Genomic DNA, 18,698 nt, shown 5'->3' with positions numbered 1-18,698 from the left:
CAGAGGCATCAGTTCAGGAGGATGCTTTCGAGTCCGTGGCGCCGTGCTGCCGTTTCCAGGCGGCCGTCCTGCCGAATCCGGGCGACAAAAGCGTTGAGCACGGCTCGCCATTCGACGTCGCCTGGTTTGCTGGCATGGGCGTAGGGGAGCGTATAGAACGGCTTGGGGGGGGCCACCAGTGCGGCCCATTCCGTGCTTTCGATCAGTGCGCGACCGTAGGGGTAATCGGTCATGAAGACGTCCACGCGGCCAGCAATGAGCTCGCGTTCGCGCGTCTGTGGCAGGTGGATGGAGACGAGACCTGCATGCTTGAGGCGTTGCCGCATGACGGGCTCCATGAACGTTCCAGCCTGCACGCCTACCTGCACGCCGGGTTGGTCGATGTCACTCCACTGCCGCACGATGCGGCTGGTGCGTGTGGTTACGGCATAGATATCGCTTTGCAAATAGGGCGTGGAGAACTGGAGTTGCTCCATGCGCTGCGGCAGCATGGCGATGCCGAACATCGCTACATCGCATGTGCCTGCCTGCAGGTCCTGCACCAAGGTGACGAAGGACGAGTCCACGAATCGCAGCTTGACGCGCAGATCAGACGCCAATGCGGTAGCCAGATCGATGTCCAGGCCGCTGAGCTGGCCGGAGCGCGGGTCCCGAAACGAGATGCGCTGGTACGCGGGCCAGATGCAGACCCTGACTTCGCCCCGGGCCTGAACGCGGTCCTGCACCTCACCTGCTGTGGCACCCCAGGAGGCCACTGCGCCAGCCAGGAGCAACAGCACCGCAGCCACCACACGGTATGTGGGCAAGATCATGGCGCATCCTGCTTGTGGTTGATCAGGTCGGCGAAGGCCATGCGTCCGGCCGTGACCTGCTCACGCAGGGCAGAAATGGCGGGGCTGTTGCGCAGGAAGCAGTCCACGATGTCCGGGTCAAAGGCCTTGCCCCGTTCGGCCAGGAGCATCTCCAGCGCTTTTTCGTGGCTGAAGGCTGGGCGGTAGACCCGGTCCATGGTCAGGGCGTCATAGAAGTCCACGATGCTCACAATGCGTCCAGACAGCGGAATGGCTGGGCCCGCCAACTGGTTCGGGTAACCCTTGCCATCCCAGCGTTCATGGTGTGCAAGCGCAATTTCGGCCGCCATCTGGAAGAGGGCGATGCGCGATTTGCCCAGGATATCTGCACCGATGGCGGAGTGCTGGTTCATGGTTGCGCGCTCTTGGGGCGTGAAGGCACCGGGTTTCTTCAGCACGTCGTCAGGAATGCCGATCTTGCCGATGTCGTGCATGGGGGCCGCCTTGCGCAGCATCAGCGCATAGTCCTTGGGCTCGCCCAAGAAAAGCGCCAGGGCCTCAGCCAGGAATCCGATGCGCACGATGTGGATGCCCGTGTCGCCGTCTTTGTATTCCGCCGCCATGGACAGCAGAAACAGTGCCTCGTGGTGGGCGCGGGCCACTTCCTGCAACGCCTCGTTGCGTTCCTGGTACATGCGGCCCAGGTCGAAGACGATCTTCTCCATCTGCTCGGCCGCCGCAGGGCTGAACTGGGTATTTTCACGTGCAGCTGCAACCATGTTCATGGCGCCTCGCCGGGGGTTGTGCCCAGGTGGTTGATGGTTTCGATCAGTTTGAGGGGGCTGAAGGGCTTGAGCAGATAGGCGTCGGCCCCGGCCATCATCCCCGCCTCGATATCCTGGCTTTGCCCGCGAGCCGTCAGCAGCACCACCCAGGGTTTGCCCAGCGATGGGTCGCTTTTGACAAGGCGGCACAGATCGAGTCCGTCCATGCTTCCGGGCATCATGATGTCCAGTAACAGTAACTGGGGGCGCAGCGTTCGCACGGCCTCCAGGCCCTCGTCGGCGTTGACGGCTTCATGGATGTCGTGGTCTTCGAACTCCAGGGTCATGCGGATCAGTCGGCGGATATCCGCATGGTCTTCGATGATCAGAATGCGTTTGTTCATGGTTGGGCACTTGTTGCAACTAGTTTTATCAATTTTATCACAAAAGTGATTTTTCGAAGTGATAAAATTCGCCGCTATGGAACTCAGTCTTCTCTCTTCGCTGCCGGTGGATTGCAGTACCCGTGATGTGGCGCGGGTGCTGGGCATGGCGGTTCGTTCTGTTCAGCTGATGGTGGACCGGGGTGAGCTGGAGGCCTGGAAAACACCAGGAGGTCATCGGCGCATCGCGAAGGCATCGGTCGAGCGCTGGCTGGCCCAGCGGCAGGGTCAGCCCGTTGTACCGGTTGCCGAAGTTGCCGTGTCTGGTGTGGTGGTCGCGCCAGACGATGGGGTGGTCAAAGCTGCTCCCAGGCGCGCCGAGCAGGTCGGCGCTTCTCGCGAACCAGCGGGTACACACGGCCAGCGGGTGTTGCTGATCGAGGATTCCGCACATTTCCAGACCCTGGTGAAGCTGTTGATGGCGCACGATTTCCCGCAAGTGGAACTGCATGTGGCAGACGACGGCATCGTTGGCTTGGCGATGGCGGGCGAACTGCAGCCGGATGTGCTGATTGTGGACATCCTTCTTCCTGGCATTGATGGCGCAACGCTGATTGCGCGTCTGCGCTCGCATCCCCAGTTCCAGCGCAGCCGTCTGATCGTTGTGACTTCGCTCGACGAAGAGCAGCGCAGTCCCTACGCCTTTGCGCTGGCCGGGCTGCCTGTGGTGCACAAGCCCCGCTTGGTGCAGGAGTTGCCTGCGTTGCTGGCGGGGTTCCTGCGTCCTGTGGCCGAGAAGGCCTGAGCGCCGTCGTGACGCAGCCGCGCGTGCTGTTGGTAGAGGACGATCCGTCAGTGCGCCGGTTTGTCCAGCTGGCGCTCGATCCCCTCGGCGTGAATCTGGTGCCATGCGCCACGCTCGCCGAGGCGAAGCAGGCGCTGACCACCGAAGTGGCACCCCTGGTCCTCACGGATCTGACCCTGCCCGATGGCTCCGGCCTTGATCTACTGGTTTGGATGCAGACACGTCTTTCGCCACAGGGAGCGGTCTGCCGCACCGTGGTGTTCAGTGGTGGGATTGACCCAGCCACGCAGTGCACGCTGGAGTCGCTCAACGTCTGGCGCGTTCTGCACAAACCCGCCTCCGTGGGGGCGCTGATGGCATGTGTTTCTGAGACTCTGGCCAGCCTCGACTTGGGGGCTCAGGCCGATTCCGCCGTCGTCACCGTTGCTCAACACAATCCAGTGGCCGAGTTTTTCGGCGGCAACCGAGCGCTTTACGAAGCTTATCGACAGGCATGCCTGGCCCGGTTTCCTCAAGATGTGATGGAAGGCGATCTGGCCGTGGCGGCGCAAGATGCACAGGCGCTGCGGCGCGTGGCGCACAACCTCAAGTCAGTGTTGACGATGCTGGGTGAGGCGCCAGCTGCCCAGTGTGCGCGAAGCACCGAGGAGTGGGCTGCAGGGGGCCATTCTGACCTTATGCAACAGGGATGGCGACAGTTGCGGCAGCAGGTGCTGCGTGTGGTTTCTGTTCAAGGCGAAAGTTGAATTCTTTGCATCTCGCAAACGGCAGCCTATTGCCGGTACGTGGATCATTTCACAGCTTCTGAACAAAGAAAAACCACCCGAAGGTGGTGATTCCAAGGGGACTTCAACAGCTGACGCCTGGCGTCTGGCGTCTGGCGTCTGGCCTTGAGGCTGTCGGGCTTGGAGTGTCGATAGCGAAAGTTGCCCCTGGGGGGCAACTTGCAGCCGACGTTTTCCAAGTCCGGCGGGTTCCTAGAAGTTTTCCCACTCTTTCTCTGCATGTGGAGCGGCAGTCACGAGTTTTGCCGAAGGCAGATGCGCTACGCCCGATTTCGCCATTGCCACACTTCGGACAGCCGCCTTGATGGCGGAGGTCGCTGATCGCTGGTTTGGGGCTTTCCGGGCCATCGGAGGCCGTGAAGCGTATGTGGTGGATGTGCTGAGCGCTCCTTGTGCGGGCACCAACGCAGGGCGCTCTTCCAAAGCCAAGGGCGAAATCTTGAAGGAGGAAACCACGTTGACCAGCTCCGCTGCCTGGGTGTTGAGGCTGCTGGCTGCTGCTGCCATTTCCTCCACCAGTGCTGCGTTCTGCTGGGTAGCCTGGTCCATCTGGGTGACGGCTTCGTTCACCTGGTCCACGCCCTGGCTCTGCTCGGAACTGGCTGCGCTGATCTCCGCCATGATGTCGGTAACGCGGCCAATCGCCGAGACCACATCGCTCATGGTCTGGCCTGCCCGGTCCACGAGGGCGGATCCGGCTTCTACCCGCTCCACGCTGGCGCCGATCAGCACTTTGATTTCGCGCGCGGCGTCTGCGGATCGGCTTGCCAGGTTGCGAACCTCGCTCGCAACCACTGCAAAGCCACGGCCTTGTTCACCCGCTCGGGCGGCCTCCACGGCGGCGTTCAGGGCCAGGATGTTCGTCTGGAAGGCGATGCCGTCAATGACACCGATGATGTCCGAGATCTTGCGGGAGCTGTCGTTGATGTCTTTCATCGTGCGGACCACGTCTGCGACAACTTCGCCGCCTTGGCTTGCCACGTTCGACGCGTTCTGCGCGAGCTGATTGGCTTGCCGGGCGTTCTCGGCGTTCTGGCGAACCGTCGAATTCAGCTCCTCCATCGATGCTGCGGTTTCTTCCAGTGCACTAGCCTGGTTTTCGGTGCGTGCCGAGAGATCGCTGTTGCCCGCCGATATCTCCGCGCTGGCAGTGGCCACGCTGTCGGAGCCTTGGCGTACCTGCGAGACAACCTGTGTCAGCGATGTCTGCATGTCGGAGAGCGCTTGCAGCAGCGGGCTGAATTCATCGTTGGCGTTGTCAATGACCTCTCCGGTCAGGTCGCCATCGCGCACGCGGGCAGCGATCACTTGCGCTTCAGACACCCGGCGCTGAAGGACGCTGCCGACGTACCAGGAAAACACCATCAAACCGGCTGCAATCGCCGCGACGGCCGCCACAAGGCTGTAAAGGGTCTGTTTGGCGTCGACTTCGATTTCTTGAAGGCTTTCGCTCAGCAAACTGTTTTGGTGTTGCTTTTGCTTGCTCAGCATCTCCAGCACCACGTTGCGGGCAGGAATCGTCTTGGCGACCAGGAAGTCGAAGCCTTCTTCCTTGTTACCTTGCTCAATCAACTGGATGTTTTGCCCTGCGATCTGCCAGAACGTGCCCAGCGCCTGAACGAGTGCAGCGTACTCAGTCTTTTCGGTCGTGGTGACAGCAGTTTTCTCCAGTGCCAACTGGTCGGTGTCGATCAGCTTCTTTTTCTCCGCAATGTCTGCCAAGGTGGCCTTCACGTCGCTGGGTGTCCTGACCAGCAGCGCATGGCGCAACTGGAGAGATGATCGTGTGACGTTGAGCTCCATGGCTGCCAGCCGCAACTGGTGGGGAACGGACTCTGTGGCGACTTTTCGGGTTTGGGCGGTGACCTCGGAGAGGTTGAACCATGCGAGAAGCGCGACCAGGGTCAGGCCACTGATGAGTGCGAAGGACAGCAGGTGTAGGCGTTTCGCAATGCCGAATGCTCTGAAGAAGTTCATAGGGATTCCGTGTAGGTGTGTTTGTGTTTCGTGGCAATGCGACAGCGCGTCATTGCACGGTGAGGGGCGATGGCAACGAGGGTGCCAAGAGCTTTTCGATGTCGAGCAGGATGAGCATCCGGTCATCGACCGATCCGATGGCCAGCAGGTGGTCCCGATCCACGTCCATGTCGAGTGCGGGGACAGGGCGCAATTGCTCTCTCTCCAGCGTGAGCACATCAGACACGCCATCCACCACAACGCCCACGACGCGCTGACCAATGTTGAGCACGATCACCACGGTCAGATGGTCATAGCGAGCCTCTGGCAAGCCCAGTTTCAGACGCAGGTCGATGATGGGCACGATCACGCCGCGCAGGTTGACCACGCCCTTCAGGTCGGCGGCGGCATTGGCGATGGTGGTGGGCTTTTCGTACGAACGGATCTCCTGCACCCGCAGGATGTCTACGCCGTACTCCTCGTTGCCGATCTTGAATGCCAGGAACTCGCGAAGATCGGTCAAGACCGTTGGGGCTGCATCAGGGATAGAACCCAGGCTGGATAGGGTGTGAAGATTCGCTGGCATGTTTGTTTGATAAAAATGATAGTTGTGCGAATTTTATGAGAGATGAATCAAATTTGTCAAATAAATGATTCCAAAAAATGATAAATATGCTTTCTCACCAGCGCTGTGGGTGGTCTTTTGTGCAAACGGGCGGGCTTATCGCAGGGGCAGCGCGTGCTGTTTTTCAAGGGATGATGGTTGGACGGCAGCGGTGAGCCCGCACAATCCGGGGCATGAAAACCCTTCGCCTTCGCCCTGGCAAGGAGCGCTCGCTCCTGCGCCGCCACCCCTGGATCTTTGAATCGGCCATCTCCAAGGGCGGCGGCGACAGCGGCGAGACCGTGCGCGTGGAATCGCACGAAGGCCAGTTTCTGGCCTGGGCTGCGTACAGCCCCAGCTCGCGCATCCGTGCCCGAGTGTGGAGCTTTGATGAGGCGCAGCGCATTGATGCTCCGTTTTTTATAGCTGCTTGCGCACGTTCCATCATCGCCAGGGCACGTTTTGACGTGCAAAGCGATGGCGTACGCCTGGTGCATGGCGAGTCCGACGGCCTGCCCGGGCTCATCGTGGACCGCTATGGCGATACGCTGGTGGCGCAGTTCACCAGCGCAGGCACCGAGCGCTGGAAGGGGGTGATTGCCGATGCGCTGCTGCGCGAAACGGGGCTGACCAAGCTCTACGAGCGCTCGGATGCCAGCGTGCGTTCGCTGGAGGGCCTGGAGCCCGCCACCGGCTGGCTGCGCGGCGGGCCCACGGGTGCTGCAGGTGATGGCGAGGGGCCGCCGCTCGAACTCACGATCCGTGAACACCAGTGGCGTCTGACGCTCAACATCGCTGAGGGCCACAAGACCGGCTTCTATCTGGACCAGCGCGACAGCCGCCAGCGGTTTGCTGACTACACCCAGCGCCTGGGTTTCAAGCATGTGCTCAACTGCTTTTGCTACACCGGCGGCTTCAGCGTGGCGGCACTGGCGGGTATGCGTGCAGCGGGCACCGTGGCCGACGGGCACGTGACCTCCATCGATTCCTCGGGCCCGGCCCTGGAGCGCGCCCGCGCCCATGTGGCGCTCAACGGGTTCGATCCGAACCGAGCCACCTTCCTCGATGCCGACGTGAATGCCTCGCTGCGCCAGTTCCTCAAGGAAGGCCAGCGCTTTGACGCCATCATCCTCGACCCGCCCAAGTTCGCCCCCACAGCGGCCCACGCCGAGCGGGCCGCGCGCGCCTACAAGGACATCAACCGGCTGGCGTTGCAACTGCTGACCCCGGGCGGGGTGCTGTTTACCTTCTCGTGTTCGGGCGGCATCAGCGCCGACCTGTTCCACAAGATCGTGGCGTCGGCGGGCGCGGATGCAGGGGTGGACGGCTACATCCTGGAGCGCCTGGGCGGCGCGCCCGACCACCCGATGACCCTGGAATTCCCGGAAGGGGAGTACCTCAAGGGCCTGGTGGTGATGCGGAAATCTTGATGTTTTTGGCCTCTAGCGCGTATCTCTTATGCGCTAGTGGCTATCAAAGTGATAGTGCATCGGGTGCAGTACGTGCCAGGTAGTCTGAGGCGAACTGCACAAACCAGTCGATGCTCTCGGGCTGCGCCAGCGCGTCGCGGTTGAGCACCCGCTCGGCCGGGTGGCCCAGAAGCAGCTTTTTGATGGGCAGCTCCAGCTTCTTGCCTGTCACGGTCTTGGGGATTACTGGCACCTGCAGGATTTCGTCGGGCACGTGGCGCACCGACAGCGCGGTGCGCAGCGCCTGGCCAATGCGTCGGCGCAGCGGCTCGTCGAGTGTGGTACCTGCGCGCAACTGCACGAATAGCGCCAGGTAGGACGGGCGGCCCAGGTATTCCAGATCCACCACCAGGCTGTCGAGCACGTCGTCCAGCCCCTCGACCACGCGGTACAGCTCGGCCGTGCCCATGCGCACGCCCTGGCGGTTGATGGTGGCATCCGAGCGGCCGTAGATGATGCCGCCCACAGCCTCGGGCCGGGCCACCAATCGCAGCCAGTCGCCCTGGCGCCACACGGGGCGCTGCTCGGCGTCGTAGAAGGTGTCGAAGTAGCTCTCCTTGTAGCGTGTGCCGTCGGCGTCGCCCCAGAAGTACAGCGGCATCGACGGAATGGGCCGGGTACAGACCAGCTCTCCCACCTCGTCCATCACCGGCTGGCTCGCGTCGTTCCAGGCCTGCACGCTGGCGCCCAGCGCACGGCATTGCATCTCGCCCAGGTGCACGGGCAGCGTGGGCAGGCCCACCAGGAAACCCCCTGCGATGTCGGTGCCGCCGGAGACCACGTTGAGCCAGAAGTCGTCCTTGACATCGTAGTAGAGCCAGCGGTAGGCCTCGGGCGACAACGGTGATCCGGTGGAGCACACGGTGTGCAGGGCCGACAGGTCGGCCACCTGCCGGGGCACCACACTGGCCTTCAGGCAGGCGTGGTGGATGGCGGCTCCCACGCCGAAGGTAGTCACGCGCAGACGGCCTACCAGGCGCCACAGATAGGCCCAGTCGGGGTCGGCCCCCCCGCCGCCCGCACCGGTGACGGAGCCGTCGTACAGCACGATGGTGGCGCCGCCCAGCAGTCCCATCACATGCGCGTTCCACACCATCCACGAGGTGTTGACCGCCCACAGCACCCGGTCGCCGGGGTGCAGGTCGTTGTGCAGCACCATGGCCACCAGGCTGTTGGCCAGCACGCCACCGTGGCCGTGCACGATGGCCTTGGGCAGGCCCGTGGTGCCGGACGAATACAGCGTCCACAGCGGGTGGTCGGGTGCGAGTGCGAGCGGCTCAAGCGGTGCGTTGCCTGCCACGGCATCGGCCCACGGCACCACGGTGCGCGCCTGCGCCTGCGCGGGGGGCGCTGCCGCCGGGTCGAGGCAGGGTACCCAGACCACGTGGCTCACCGTGGGCAATTGGTCCAGGATGTCGCCCAGCGCAGCGCGGCGGTCAAACGGTTTGCCCGCGTAACGGTAGCCATCCACCGCGACCAGCACCTTGGGCTCGATCTGGCGGTAGCGATCGCTCACGCTCACGGGGCCCATGTCGGGCGCACACAGTGCCCACACCGCACCGATGCTGGCGGCCGCGAGGAAGGCCACCACCGCTTGCGGGATGTTGGGCAGGTAGCCCACCACCCGGTCGCCCGGCTGCACGCCCAATGTGCGCAGCGTGTGCGCCAGCGCGCCCACCTGGCGGCGCAGTTCGGGCCACGAGATTTCTCCGGCGCCACCGGACTCGTCCTCGAACACGATGGCCGGTGTATGTGGCTGCGTGCCTCCTGGCGTGTGGCGCAAAAGGGTGTCCACCAGGTTCAGCCGCGCGCCTTCGAACCATTGGGTGGCGGGCATCGGGTCGTCCGAGCGCATGCGGCGCGGGGCTTGCGCCATGGGTACGTCGAAGAAGGCCAGCAGTGCGCTCCAGAACGCTTCGGGTTCGTCCACCGACCACTGCCACAGGGCTTCGTAGCCGCCAAAGTGCAGGCCTCGCTCGCGCGCCAGCCAGGCCTCCAAGGCGGTGATGAGGGCGCGCTCGCGGCGTGCAGCGCTGGGTTGCCAGAGCGGGGTGTCCGGGGTTTCAACAGGGGGCGAGGCTGTTGGGGGCAAGGCTGTCAGGGTGGTCATGAAACGGTTCTTTCGCCTTCTCTTCTCAGGTGTCCGCCGTGAAGCCGATGTTCTTCACATGCACCCGCCACTGCTCGGCCTCGGCGCGCAGCCGCGTGACTAGCTCTTGCGGTGTGGACGAGCGTGCCGTCATGCCGAATTCCGCCAGGCCGCGCACGAAGTCCGGCTGGGCCACGGCAGCGCGCATGGCGTCGGCAACACGCTGCACCGTGGCGGTTGGCGTGCGCGCGGGCACGAAGACACCAAACCATTCGGTCATGTCCAGCGCAAAGCCCTGTTCGCGGTAAGTGGGCAGGTCGGGCGCGAAGGCGCTGCGCTCGGTGCCCGAGACGGCCAGCAGGCGCAGTCGGCCGGATTTGAGATGCGGCAGGTAGCTGCCCAGCACTGTCGAATAGGCCGGCACCTGTCCCCCCATCAGGTCCTGCAGCCCGGGTGCATCTCCGCGGTAGGCAATGTGGGTGAAGTCGATGCCCGCCATCTTGCCCAGCACGCTGCCCACCAGATGCGGCGTGGAGCCCGACGCCGGCGAGCCGAAGCTGGCCTTGCCGGGATTGGCCTTGGCCCAGGCGACAAAGTCCTGCAGCGTTCGCACGCTGTCGGGCACGGCCGGCCCCACTGCCAGCGCAAACGGGAAGGTGCAGGCCATGGACACGGGTGCCACGTCCTCCAGCGCATAAGGCAGCTTGCGGTAGGTGTAGGGGTAGACGGTGAACGGGGAGGGCGGCGACAGCAGCAGCGTGGTGCCGTCAGGCACGGCGTCCTTGAGCGCGCTCACGGCAATCTGGGTGCCCGCGCCGGGCTTGTTGTCCACAAGCACGTTGGCGGCATAGGTGCCGCGCAGCTTCTCGGCCAGGCGCCGGGCCACGTTGTCGGTGCTGCCCCCAGGCGGAAAGCCCACCAGCAGGCGGGCCAGGTCGGACTGTTGCTGTGCCTGTGCGGCAGAGAAGGTGCCGGTGCCCAGTGCGGCCAGGCTGGTGAGTTGGACAGCGAACTGTCGGCGGGTAGTCATGGTTTGTCTCCTGGTTTTTGGTGTGCCACTGCGGTGGTGCGGTGCGACTGTGCCGCAAGGGCGCAGGGGCTGCTTTCCAATTACTGCGGTGGGTATCGCAAAACTGCGGACCTAGGGGAAAACCTGGGCATCGCGCGCGGTGGGGTGAGACCCCCGGGGCGACTGGGCACGCTACGAGCGGCGATAGTCCGAAGGCGTTACACCCCAGTGGCGGCGAAAGGCGTGGCTGAAGTGGGCCGCCGAGGGGTGGCCGGTGAGCAAGGCGATCTCCAGCAGGGGCTTGCGCGAATCGCGCACCAGCCGTGCGGCCAGCTCCATGCGCTGAAAGTGCACCCAGGAGTGGGGCGTGGCGCCAAACGACATTTTGAAGGCGCGCGCAAAGTGAAACGGGCTGAGCCCCGCGATGCCCGCCAGGCGGGCTACCGGCCAGGGCTCGTGCAGGCCGGCCATCACGGCCTCGGTCAACTGGCGCATCTGCCGCGAGGTGAGCGTGGCGCCGGTGCGCGGGCGCTCGCCGGGCAGTGCGTAGTTTTCTACGAGGTGGATGGCAATGCCCATCGCGATGTGTTCGCCAAACGCGGGTTGCAGTGAGGCGTTGTTGTCCAGCGACGCCAGAAGCAGGTCGGCAAAGGCCGCGAGCACCGGGTCCTTGCGGCCGAAACACTGGCCCAGCGCCACATCGCCGCCTGCGGCACGATGCAGCCAAGCGGGGGCCAGGTCGATGTGGATGTTGTCGCGCACGGCCGAGCTGCGCCAGAAGCTCGGGGTGTCGCCGGGCAGGATCACCGCCTCTCCACGCTGCCACAGCGTCTGCCCCACCTGGTCTCCATGGCGCTGCAGCAGCCGGGTGGGGGCGCCCCTGCGCACGAGGATGACGCAGTTGCTGTGGGCGGGCACATACAGGTCGCCTACGGGGCCGACTTGGTGCCACACCGTCAGGCCCTGCCAGGGGCGCCCGGCGCTGGAGCGGTGAACGTGGTCCGGCAGCGCCTGCCAGGGGTGGTCCAGGCGGTTGTCCACCAGTGCCTGCCAGCGCACTGTGTCAAAACCTTCGATGGCAAGCGGAATGTGGCGGGCGGTTAGAGGCGGCGTCATGGTGAGGTTGGGCAATGGAGTGCCACCGGCGGCCTATCGTAGAGGGTTCCAGGTTCTGGGTACCTGTGTTTCCCGTCGGGCTGGGCGATGGTCGGACCGCGCTCTGGTGTGGCCAGGTGCCAGCAGGGGCTTGACAGCCTCGGTACACTGAAAAACATGCCCCTGGGTGGGGCACTGCGCCATGCAGCGCAAGTATTTGATTCCCTTGAAAGACAGATTTATGGCACTGATCCCCGTCACTATCCTCACCGGCTTCCTGGGCTCGGGCAAAACCACGCTGCTCAAGCGCCTGCTCTCCGAAGCCCATGGCCAGAAGATCGCCGTGATCGAGAACGAATTCGGCGAAGAGAACATTGACAACGACATCCTCGTGACCGAGTCCAAGGAGCAGATCGTGCAGATGAGCAACGGCTGCATCTGCTGCACCATCCGCGAAGACCTGCGCGAGACGCTGCAGCTACTGGCCGCCAAGAAGCGCAAGAACCTGCTGGAGTTCGACCGCATCGTGATCGAGACCACCGGCGTGGCTGACCCGGGGCCGGTGGCGCAAACCTTCTTCATGGACGAAGAAATTGCCGAGACCTACCTGATCGACTCCATCATCACCCTGGTGGACGCCAAGCACGCACCCCAGCAGCTCAATGACCGCCAGGAGGCGCGCCGCCAGGTGGGTTTTGCGGACCAGATATTCCTGTCCAAGACCGACCTGGTGTCCAAGGACGAGACCGAGGCGCTGATCCATCGCCTCAAGCACATGAACCCGCGCGCGCCCATCAAGGCCGTGCATTTTGGCGAAGTGCCGCTCAAGGAGGTGTTGGACCTGCGCGGCTTCAACCTCAATGCCAAGCTGGATATCGACCCAGACTTCCTGAAGGAAGAAGGGGACGGGCACGACCACCATGATCATGACCACGAACATGGCGAGCACTGCAGCCACCCCTCGCACCAGCATGAACATGGTCACCACCATCACCACGACGATGATGTGAAGAGTTTTGTGTACCGCTCCGACCGGCCATTCGACCCGGCCAAGCTGGAGGACTTCCTGGGGGCCATCGTGAATATTTACGGCCCGCGCATGCTGCGCTACAAAGGTGTGCTTAATATGAAGGGCACTGAACGCAAGGTGATCTTCCAGGGGGTGCACCAGCTCATGGGAAGCGATCTGGGACCCCAATGGGCCGAGGGTGAGACGCGCACGAGCAAGATGGTCTTTATTGGCATTGACCTGCCCAAGGACATCTTCCTGCAGGGGCTGGAACAAAGCCTGGTCTGACCCTCACCGGGGCCTGTGCCGCCCAGGGGAGAACGGCGTGTTTGTGTTGTATCTGCAACGTTTTCGTTTGCGTCAGCCCAGGTCGATACAATCGCGCCCCGGTAAAACCCCGGAAGGCTTGCCACCCGCCCTTGGCTGCGAATGCAGCTAGGGCCCGCCCGTACTGCGAGGAGACCAGGAAGTGAAAGCCGACACCAGCAAATCCAAGGGGGCCACCAAGGCAACCCCTGCCGCGGCGAAAAGCGCCGCCGCCCCAGCGGCACCCAAAGTTGCTGCGAAGGCCACTGCCAAGGCTGCTGCGGCGCCCAAGGTGGCCGCCCCCCCCGCCGTGGCGGCTCCTGCTCCGGCACCCGTGCTGCAAGCAGGCTCGCAGGTACCCGTGCGCACAACCCGGCCTTCTTCACGATTGGCCCAATTGACCGTACCATCCATGGCACAGACAGTGGCTTCGACCGCTGCCAAAGCCAGTTATCTACATACCATGCCCACGACCGCGCAAGCACAGCCTACGTATACGGCTGCCAAAAAAGACCCCAAGCTGGCGAACAACTGGAAAACCAAGTCCGCCGCTGAGTTGACCGATGCCGAAGTCATGGCCATGCCTGACGACGAGTACATGAACGACAAGCAGATGGCCTTCTTCCGACTGAAGCTGGTGCAGCTCAAGCAGGAGATCCACAACAGCGCTGGTGAAACCACCGAACACCTTCGTGAAGACACCGTGGTGGTGCCCGATCCGGCCGACCGCGCCACGATCGAAGAGGAACACGCCCTGGAGCTGCGCACCCGCGACCGCGAGCGCAAGCTGCTCAAGAAGATCGAGCAGTCCATTGCCCGCATCGACGCAGGTGACTATGGCTACTGCGACGAAACCGGCGAACCCATTGGTGTGGGCCGCCTGATCGCGCGTCCTACTGCCACGTTGTCCCTCGAAGCACAACAGCGCCGCGAACTCAAGCAGAAGATGTTTGGTGATTGACCGGGCCGTCTGGCCTGATCAACCCCAAGCGCACCCTGAGCCATGAGCAAGGAAGAAACCACCCCCGGAGGCCTGCTGTCGAAGGTGGTTCGGTTCGTGAAGAACCCGACGGTGAACTGGACCGAGCTGGACTCCATCCAGGACGACCGGGAGAGCCAGTACAGCAAGCAGATGCTCAAGGAGATGATCGAGCGCAAGCGCCGCAACGATTTCGTGCGGCGCCGCGAGTTCGATCAGTTGCGCAAGCTGCGTCAGCGCGAGGTGCTGCAAGGCCAGCGTGTGGAAGACGCCGCAGGGCGCCCCTCGTTCTTTCAGAGCAGCATGGCCTCGCCCGACGAGCGGGCCGTCACGCTCAAGAAGATTGACGAGATCGAAGCGCAGATGTCGCAGCAGTGGTGGAAGAGTAAGCAAGGTGCAGAGGCTCCCACGCAACCCGGCGCCATGCCTGTTGCTGCCGACGCAGCTGCGTCCTCTGATTCCGCCCACGCAAGGGCGTATGCGCCCACGGCACCCGGCAGCCTGCCAGCGCCCCTCGAAAACAAGGCCGGTGTCCAGCCGCTGTTTGCCGATGACAGCATGGCCATTGGCCGGTTTGGCGGCACCGATGCGCAAATGCTCGCGGGTGCAGGTCCTGGCGAAGCGTCCTTCAGCCTTGCGGCAGCTACTGCGGTAACGCCAGCGCCCGCATCCGAACCGGAGGAATTCGTGCACGAACCCGATTTAGAAGAAGCTGCCATCCGTTTTGCCAATGGCGACCACGCCGGGGCTGAGTCCGGCCTGCTCGATGTGCTGGCCCAGCACCAGCAGGATGCGCCCGACGACCAGCTCGAAATCTGGATGACACTGTTCGACCTGTACCGTGCAACGGGCCAGCACGACCGGTTTGACACCCTGGCCATCGACTTCGCCGCCCAGTACAGCCGCTCCGCACCGCTGTGGTTTTCCATGCCCGAGCAATTGGGCATGGCACCGCCCGCCGCAGCGGCTGCGCCTGGAACGGCTGCAGCCGCACCGGCAGGCGCGGTGCGCCGCGATTTCAGCTGGAACGCGCCGCCCACGCTGGCTGTGTCTTCGGTGGCCGCACTCCAGGCCTCGCTGGCACGCGCCGCGTCGCCCTGGACCCTGTCCTGGGCCCGCTTGGGCGCTATCGATGACGCTGCCGTGCCTTTGCTGGCGGACCAGTTCACCCAGTGGGCCGAGCGTGATGTGCAACTGGTGTTCTCCGGGGTAGAAAAGCTCAACGCCCTGCTGGATGCCAAAACCCAGTCTGGCGACCGCGCCACCAGCCCCGAGTGGTGGCGCCTGCGCATGGCGGCGCTGCGGCTCATGGGCAAGCCAGATGAGTTCGAGCTGGTGGCGCTGGATTACTGCGTCACCTACGAAGTCTCACCGCCGTCGTGGGCGTCGCCGCGCTGCGGGTATTCGGACAACGAGGGTGTGTCTTCGGGCTCGGCGCCTCTGGCGGCCGACAGCGACTTCATGGCCTCCGACCTGGGTGAGTTGTCCGCCCCCGCTCCGCTGGAGGCGGGCCCCGTGGCGCAGCTCAGCGGCTATATCGATGGTGATGCCACGCCACTGCTGGAGCCTTTCCAGGCCTTCCTGCGCCCGGGTGTGCCGCTGACCATTGCCTGCGACAAGCTCATTCGTGTGGACTTCGCGGCTGCGGGCTCGGTGCTCAACTGGGCGGCCGAGCAGCAGGGCCACGGCCATGTGATCCAGTTCCAGAACCTGCAGCGGCTGGTGGCAATTTTCTTCAACGTGATCGGTATCAACGAGCACGCTTGGGTGGTACCCCGAAAGAACTGAAACCTCCATGGGGCGTACCACCAGCGCGGCGGAGCAACCCTTGCGCGGCGGCTGGGTGCGGGCTGTGACCGTTGCATAGTTTTTGGGTGGGCTGCAGGGCCACAGATTCGCTGGCTGCTCGTGGCAGTTAGCGTTCGGCTTCGCCTTGAAAGCGCTGCCCGTGCCCTCAACTGCCGCAGCTATGGACTCATCAAACGACAACCACCCGGTGTTCCACGGCACCACCATCCTGAGCGTACGCCGCCAGACGCCCCAGGGCGTTCAAGTGGCCATTGGCGGGGATGGCCAGGTCACCCTGGGCAACATCGTGGTCAAGGGCACGGCGCGCAAGGTGCGCAAGCTGCACCACGGCAAGGTGCTGGCCGGTTTTGCGGGCGCCACGGCCGATGCCTTCACCCTGTTTGAGCGCTTTGAAGCCAAGCTCGAAAAACACCAGGGCCACCTGGTGCGGGCAGCCATTGAACTCACCAAGGACTGGCGCACCGATCGCGTGCTGCGCCGCCTCGAAGCCATGCTTGCCGTGGCCGATCTGGAGGCCTCGCTCATCATCACCGGCAATGGCGACGTGCTGGAGCCCGAGCAGGGCATCGTGGCCATTGGATCGGGCGGGGCCTACGCGCACTCGGCGGCCAAGGCGTTGCTCAACCACACCGACCTCTCTGCGCAGGACATCGTCAAGAAGTCGCTGGAGATTGCCGGCGAGTTGTGCATCTACACCAACATGAACCACACCATCGAGACCTTGTAGGTCGGGTGTTTTTTGCAGGGCGGTCTTGACCGCATTTGATACGTTTTTGATAGCTGCTAGCGCTTGATAGATAAGCGCTAGAGCCCAATTTGACTGGAATTTTCGCCATGTCGTCCATGACCCCCCAGGAAATCGTCTCCGAGCTGGACCACCATATCGTGGGCCAGGCCAGCGCCAAGCGTGCCGTGGCCATTGCGCTGCGCAACCGCTGGCGCCGCCAGCAGGTCGAAGGCAGCCTGCGCCAGGAGATCACACCCAAGAACATCCTCATGATCGGCCCGACCGGCGTGGGCAAGACCGAGATTGCGCGCCGCCTCGCCAAGCTGGCCGATGCGCCCTTCATCAAGGTCGAAGCCACCAAGTTCACCGAGGTCGGCTATGTCGGCAAGGACGTGGATTCCATCATCCGCGACCTGGCCGAGATGGCTGTCAAACAAACCCGCGAGTCCGAGATGAAAAAGGTGCGCACCCGCGCCGAAGATGCTGCCGAGGAGCGCATCCTGGACGTGCTGATTCCCCCGGCCCGCGCAGCCGCGGGCACCGAGCCCGCGGCTGACAACACGGCCCGCCAAGTCTTTCGCAAGAAACTGCGCGAAGGCGCGCTGGCCGACAAGGAGATCGAGATCGATGTCGCCGAAGGCCGCCCGCAACTCGAAATCATGGGCCCCCAGGGCATGGAAGAAATGGCCGAGCAGTTGCGTGGCATGTTCAGCCAGATGGGGCAGGACAAGCGCAAGACCCGCAAGCTCAAGATTGCCGAGGCCCTCAAGCTCATCACCGACGAAGAGGCGGGCAAGCTCGTCAACGAGGAAGAGATCAAGACCCGCGCCGTTGCCAATGCCGAGCAGAACGGCATCGTCTTCATCGACGAGATCGACAAGGTGGCTGCGCGCCAGGAAACCAGTGGTGCCGACGTGTCGCGCCAGGGCGTACAGCGCGACCTGCTGCCGCTGGTGGAGGGCACCACGGTGTCCACCAAGTACGGCATGATCAAGACGGACCACATCCTGTTCATCGCATCCGGGGCGTTCCACCTGTCCAAACCCAGCGACCTGATCCCGGAGCTGCAGGGGCGCTTCCCCATCCGGGTCGAGCTGGAGTCGCTGTCGGTCAAGGACTTTGAGGCCATCCTCACGCAGACCCATGCGTCCCTGGTCAAGCAGTACCAGGCCCTGCTGGCCACCGAAGGCGTCACGCTCGAATTTGCACCCGAGGGCATCACGCGCCTGGCGCACATCGCCTTTGAGGTGAACGAGCGCACGGAGAACATCGGTGCACGCCGCCTGTCCACGGTGATGGAGCGCTTGCTGGACGAGGTGAGTTTTGATGCGACTCGCCTATCGGGTCAGACCATCACCATTGACGCTGCCTATGTGGACGCCCGCCTGCAGACACTGAGCCGGGACGAGGACCTTTCACGCTACATCCTGTGACCACTCGGTCAAGCCTTGAGAGGTCACTTTCATAGGCCTCTCTAAGTGCTTATTTTTCAACGACTTTTGGCTTTTTAAACTCTGCAAAGTCGCGTCTAAGTCGTTGATTTCATTACAAAAGTTTGTTGGACACCCTCTTGTTCGGTGTGCTTTTCCTGCTACAGTGCAAAAAAGTGCAATTAAGTGGTGAAAAGTGCCCTCAAGGTCCATTGCACGGACCCCCGAGGCGCAAAACCGAATTGGAAATCTGTCCGTGTTTCAAGGTGCCTCGTCGCTGAGTCTCGATGCGAAGGGTCGGCTGTCTGTGCCGACCCGGCATCGTGACGTCCTGGCGGCCACGGCATCCGGTCAGCTCACCATCACCAAACACCCGCACGGCTGCCTGATGGTGTTCCCCCGCCCCGAGTGGGAGAAGTTCCGCGAGCGCATTGCCCAGCTGCCCATGTCCGCCCAGTGGTGGAAGCGCATTTTTCTGGGCAACGCCATGGATGTGGACATGGACGCCACGGGCCGCGTGCTGGTTTCGCCCGAGCTGCGTGAAGCAGCCGGTATCTCCAAAGACACCATGCTGCTGGGCATGGGCAACCATTTCGAACTTTGGGACAAGGCCACCTACGACGAGCAGGAGGCCAAGGCCATGCAGGGCGAGATGCCGGATGTCTTCAAGGACTTCTCCTTCTAAGGC

At 63.4% G+C, this 18,698-nt stretch carries 17 protein-coding genes; 9 read left to right on the top strand and 8 right to left on the bottom strand.

Annotated elements, in window-relative coordinates; all coding sequences use genetic code 11:
- Positions 1-8 precede the first annotated feature (8 nt).
- Genes LPA35_RS13615 through LPA35_RS13605 form a run of 3 tightly spaced genes read right to left on the bottom strand, consistent with a single transcriptional unit; the run spans position 9 to position 1,959 of the window.
- Positions 9-812 (bottom strand): ABC transporter substrate-binding protein, encoded by an 804-nt coding sequence (locus tag LPA35_RS13615; RefSeq protein ID WP_228897346.1) that lies wholly within the window; start codon positions 810-812, stop codon positions 9-11.
- Complete coding sequence (locus LPA35_RS13610; protein WP_228897693.1) at positions 809-1,570, bottom strand: HD-GYP domain-containing protein; 762 nt, start codon at positions 1,568-1,570, stop codon at positions 809-811. Before LPA35_RS13610 ends, LPA35_RS13615 begins: the two co-directional genes overlap by 4 nt.
- 2 nt (positions 1,571-1,572) lie before the next feature.
- Complete coding sequence (locus LPA35_RS13605) at positions 1,573-1,959, bottom strand: response regulator transcription factor (RefSeq protein ID WP_055399596.1); 387 nt, start codon at positions 1,957-1,959, stop codon at positions 1,573-1,575.
- A 76-nt stretch (positions 1,960-2,035) separates the two neighbouring features.
- On the opposite strand from LPA35_RS13605, the gene LPA35_RS13600 reads away from it, so the two are divergent.
- Both LPA35_RS13600 and LPA35_RS13595 read left to right on the top strand, forming a co-directional pair.
- Positions 2,036-2,743, top strand: a complete 708-nt coding sequence (locus LPA35_RS13600) for a response regulator (protein ID WP_228897345.1) — start codon at positions 2,036-2,038, stop codon at positions 2,741-2,743.
- Positions 2,744-2,751: 8 nt separating this feature from the next.
- Positions 2,752-3,489: a response regulator gene (locus LPA35_RS13595; protein WP_228897344.1), complete on the top strand. Its 738-nt coding sequence runs from the start codon at positions 2,752-2,754 to the stop codon at positions 3,487-3,489.
- Between the two features lie 231 nt (positions 3,490-3,720).
- Here LPA35_RS13595 and LPA35_RS13590 read toward each other — a convergent pair whose 3' ends face one another.
- Positions 3,721-5,505, bottom strand: coding sequence for a methyl-accepting chemotaxis protein (locus tag LPA35_RS13590; RefSeq protein WP_228897343.1), 1,785 nt, complete (start codon positions 5,503-5,505; stop codon positions 3,721-3,723).
- Positions 5,506-5,554: 49 nt separating this feature from the next.
- Positions 5,555-6,007 carry a chemotaxis protein CheW gene (locus LPA35_RS13585; RefSeq protein ID WP_228897342.1) on the bottom strand — a complete coding sequence of 151 codons (453 nt, stop codon included), beginning with the start codon at positions 6,005-6,007 and terminating at the stop codon, positions 5,555-5,557.
- 275 nt (positions 6,008-6,282) lie between these two features.
- Between LPA35_RS13585 and LPA35_RS13580 the strand changes: the two genes are divergently transcribed.
- Positions 6,283-7,518 (top strand): class I SAM-dependent rRNA methyltransferase, encoded by a 1,236-nt coding sequence (locus LPA35_RS13580; protein ID WP_228897341.1) that lies wholly within the window; start codon positions 6,283-6,285, stop codon positions 7,516-7,518.
- Positions 7,519-7,561: 43 nt separating this feature from the next.
- Here LPA35_RS13580 and LPA35_RS13575 read toward each other — a convergent pair whose 3' ends face one another.
- The 3 genes from LPA35_RS13575 to LPA35_RS13565 all read right to left on the bottom strand — a co-directional run bounded on the left by LPA35_RS13575 (position 7,562) and on the right by LPA35_RS13565 (position 11,771).
- Positions 7,562-9,667, bottom strand: coding sequence for an acetoacetate--CoA ligase (locus LPA35_RS13575; RefSeq protein WP_228897340.1), 2,106 nt, complete (start codon positions 9,665-9,667; stop codon positions 7,562-7,564).
- 25 nt (positions 9,668-9,692) lie between these two features.
- Positions 9,693-10,676 (bottom strand): Bug family tripartite tricarboxylate transporter substrate binding protein, encoded by a 984-nt coding sequence (locus LPA35_RS13570; RefSeq protein WP_228897339.1) that lies wholly within the window; start codon positions 10,674-10,676, stop codon positions 9,693-9,695.
- Positions 10,677-10,847: 171 nt separating this feature from the next.
- Positions 10,848-11,771 (bottom strand): helix-turn-helix domain-containing protein, encoded by a 924-nt coding sequence (locus tag LPA35_RS13565; protein ID WP_228897338.1) that lies wholly within the window; start codon positions 11,769-11,771, stop codon positions 10,848-10,850.
- A 220-nt stretch (positions 11,772-11,991) separates the two neighbouring features.
- Between LPA35_RS13565 and LPA35_RS13560 the strand changes: the two genes are divergently transcribed.
- From LPA35_RS13560 to mraZ, 6 genes are all read left to right on the top strand, one after another.
- Positions 11,992-13,047: a GTP-binding protein gene (locus LPA35_RS13560; protein WP_228897337.1), complete on the top strand. Its 1,056-nt coding sequence runs from the start codon at positions 11,992-11,994 to the stop codon at positions 13,045-13,047.
- Between the two features lie 181 nt (positions 13,048-13,228).
- Entirely contained in the window at positions 13,229-14,026 is a 798-nt protein-coding gene (dksA, locus tag LPA35_RS13555; RefSeq protein ID WP_082437502.1) for an RNA polymerase-binding protein DksA, read from the top strand.
- A gap of 42 nt (positions 14,027-14,068) precedes the next feature.
- Positions 14,069-15,832: an STAS domain-containing protein gene (locus LPA35_RS13550; RefSeq protein WP_218298804.1), complete on the top strand. Its 1,764-nt coding sequence runs from the start codon at positions 14,069-14,071 to the stop codon at positions 15,830-15,832.
- Between the two features lie 181 nt (positions 15,833-16,013).
- The gene (gene hslV, locus LPA35_RS13545; protein ID WP_055399580.1) at positions 16,014-16,580 is read left to right on the top strand and encodes an ATP-dependent protease subunit HslV; all 567 of its coding nucleotides are present in this window, start codon (positions 16,014-16,016) and stop codon (positions 16,578-16,580) included.
- 107 nt (positions 16,581-16,687) lie between these two features.
- The gene (gene hslU / locus LPA35_RS13540) at positions 16,688-18,013 is read left to right on the top strand and encodes an ATP-dependent protease ATPase subunit HslU (RefSeq protein ID WP_176888331.1); all 1,326 of its coding nucleotides are present in this window, start codon (positions 16,688-16,690) and stop codon (positions 18,011-18,013) included.
- Positions 18,014-18,266: 253 nt separating this feature from the next.
- Positions 18,267-18,695, top strand: a complete 429-nt coding sequence (mraZ, locus tag LPA35_RS13535; RefSeq protein WP_008903734.1) for a division/cell wall cluster transcriptional repressor MraZ — start codon at positions 18,267-18,269, stop codon at positions 18,693-18,695.
- Positions 18,696-18,698: the final 3 nt, after the last annotated feature.

Origin of the sequence: Acidovorax sp. Leaf73, from assembly GCF_916855635.1 — a bacterium.
GTDB lineage: Bacteria > Pseudomonadota > Gammaproteobacteria > Burkholderiales > Burkholderiaceae_C > Acidovorax > Acidovorax facilis.
The sequence above is the reverse complement of the archived record's forward strand: the minus strand, read 5'-3'. Positions and strand labels throughout refer to the sequence as shown.

Excerpts from the sequence above, each read along its gene's own strand:
- LPA35_RS13615 (WP_228897346.1), bottom strand. The coding sequence starts at position 812 with ATGATCTTGCCCACATACCGTGTGGTGGCTGCGGTGCTGTTGCTCCTG.
- LPA35_RS13610 (WP_228897693.1), bottom strand. The coding sequence starts at position 1,570 with ATGGTTGCAGCTGCACGTGAAAATACCCAGTTCAGCCCTGCGGCGGCC.
- LPA35_RS13605 (WP_055399596.1), bottom strand. The coding sequence starts at position 1,959 with ATGAACAAACGCATTCTGATCATCGAAGACCATGCGGATATCCGCCGA.
- LPA35_RS13600 (WP_228897345.1), top strand. The coding sequence starts at position 2,036 with ATGGAACTCAGTCTTCTCTCTTCGCTGCCGGTGGATTGCAGTACCCGT.
- LPA35_RS13590 (WP_228897343.1), bottom strand. The coding sequence starts at position 5,505 with ATGAACTTCTTCAGAGCATTCGGCATTGCGAAACGCCTACACCTGCTG.
- LPA35_RS13580 (WP_228897341.1), top strand. The coding sequence starts at position 6,283 with ATGAAAACCCTTCGCCTTCGCCCTGGCAAGGAGCGCTCGCTCCTGCGC.
- LPA35_RS13575 (WP_228897340.1), bottom strand. The coding sequence starts at position 9,667 with ATGACCACCCTGACAGCCTTGCCCCCAACAGCCTCGCCCCCTGTTGAA.
- LPA35_RS13570 (WP_228897339.1), bottom strand. The coding sequence starts at position 10,676 with ATGACTACCCGCCGACAGTTCGCTGTCCAACTCACCAGCCTGGCCGCA.
- LPA35_RS13565 (WP_228897338.1), bottom strand. The coding sequence starts at position 11,771 with ATGACGCCGCCTCTAACCGCCCGCCACATTCCGCTTGCCATCGAAGGT.
- LPA35_RS13560 (WP_228897337.1), top strand. The coding sequence starts at position 11,992 with ATGGCACTGATCCCCGTCACTATCCTCACCGGCTTCCTGGGCTCGGGC.
- LPA35_RS13550 (WP_218298804.1), top strand. The coding sequence starts at position 14,069 with ATGAGCAAGGAAGAAACCACCCCCGGAGGCCTGCTGTCGAAGGTGGTT.
- hslV (WP_055399580.1), top strand. The coding sequence starts at position 16,014 with ATGGACTCATCAAACGACAACCACCCGGTGTTCCACGGCACCACCATC.
- hslU (WP_176888331.1), top strand. The coding sequence starts at position 16,688 with ATGTCGTCCATGACCCCCCAGGAAATCGTCTCCGAGCTGGACCACCAT.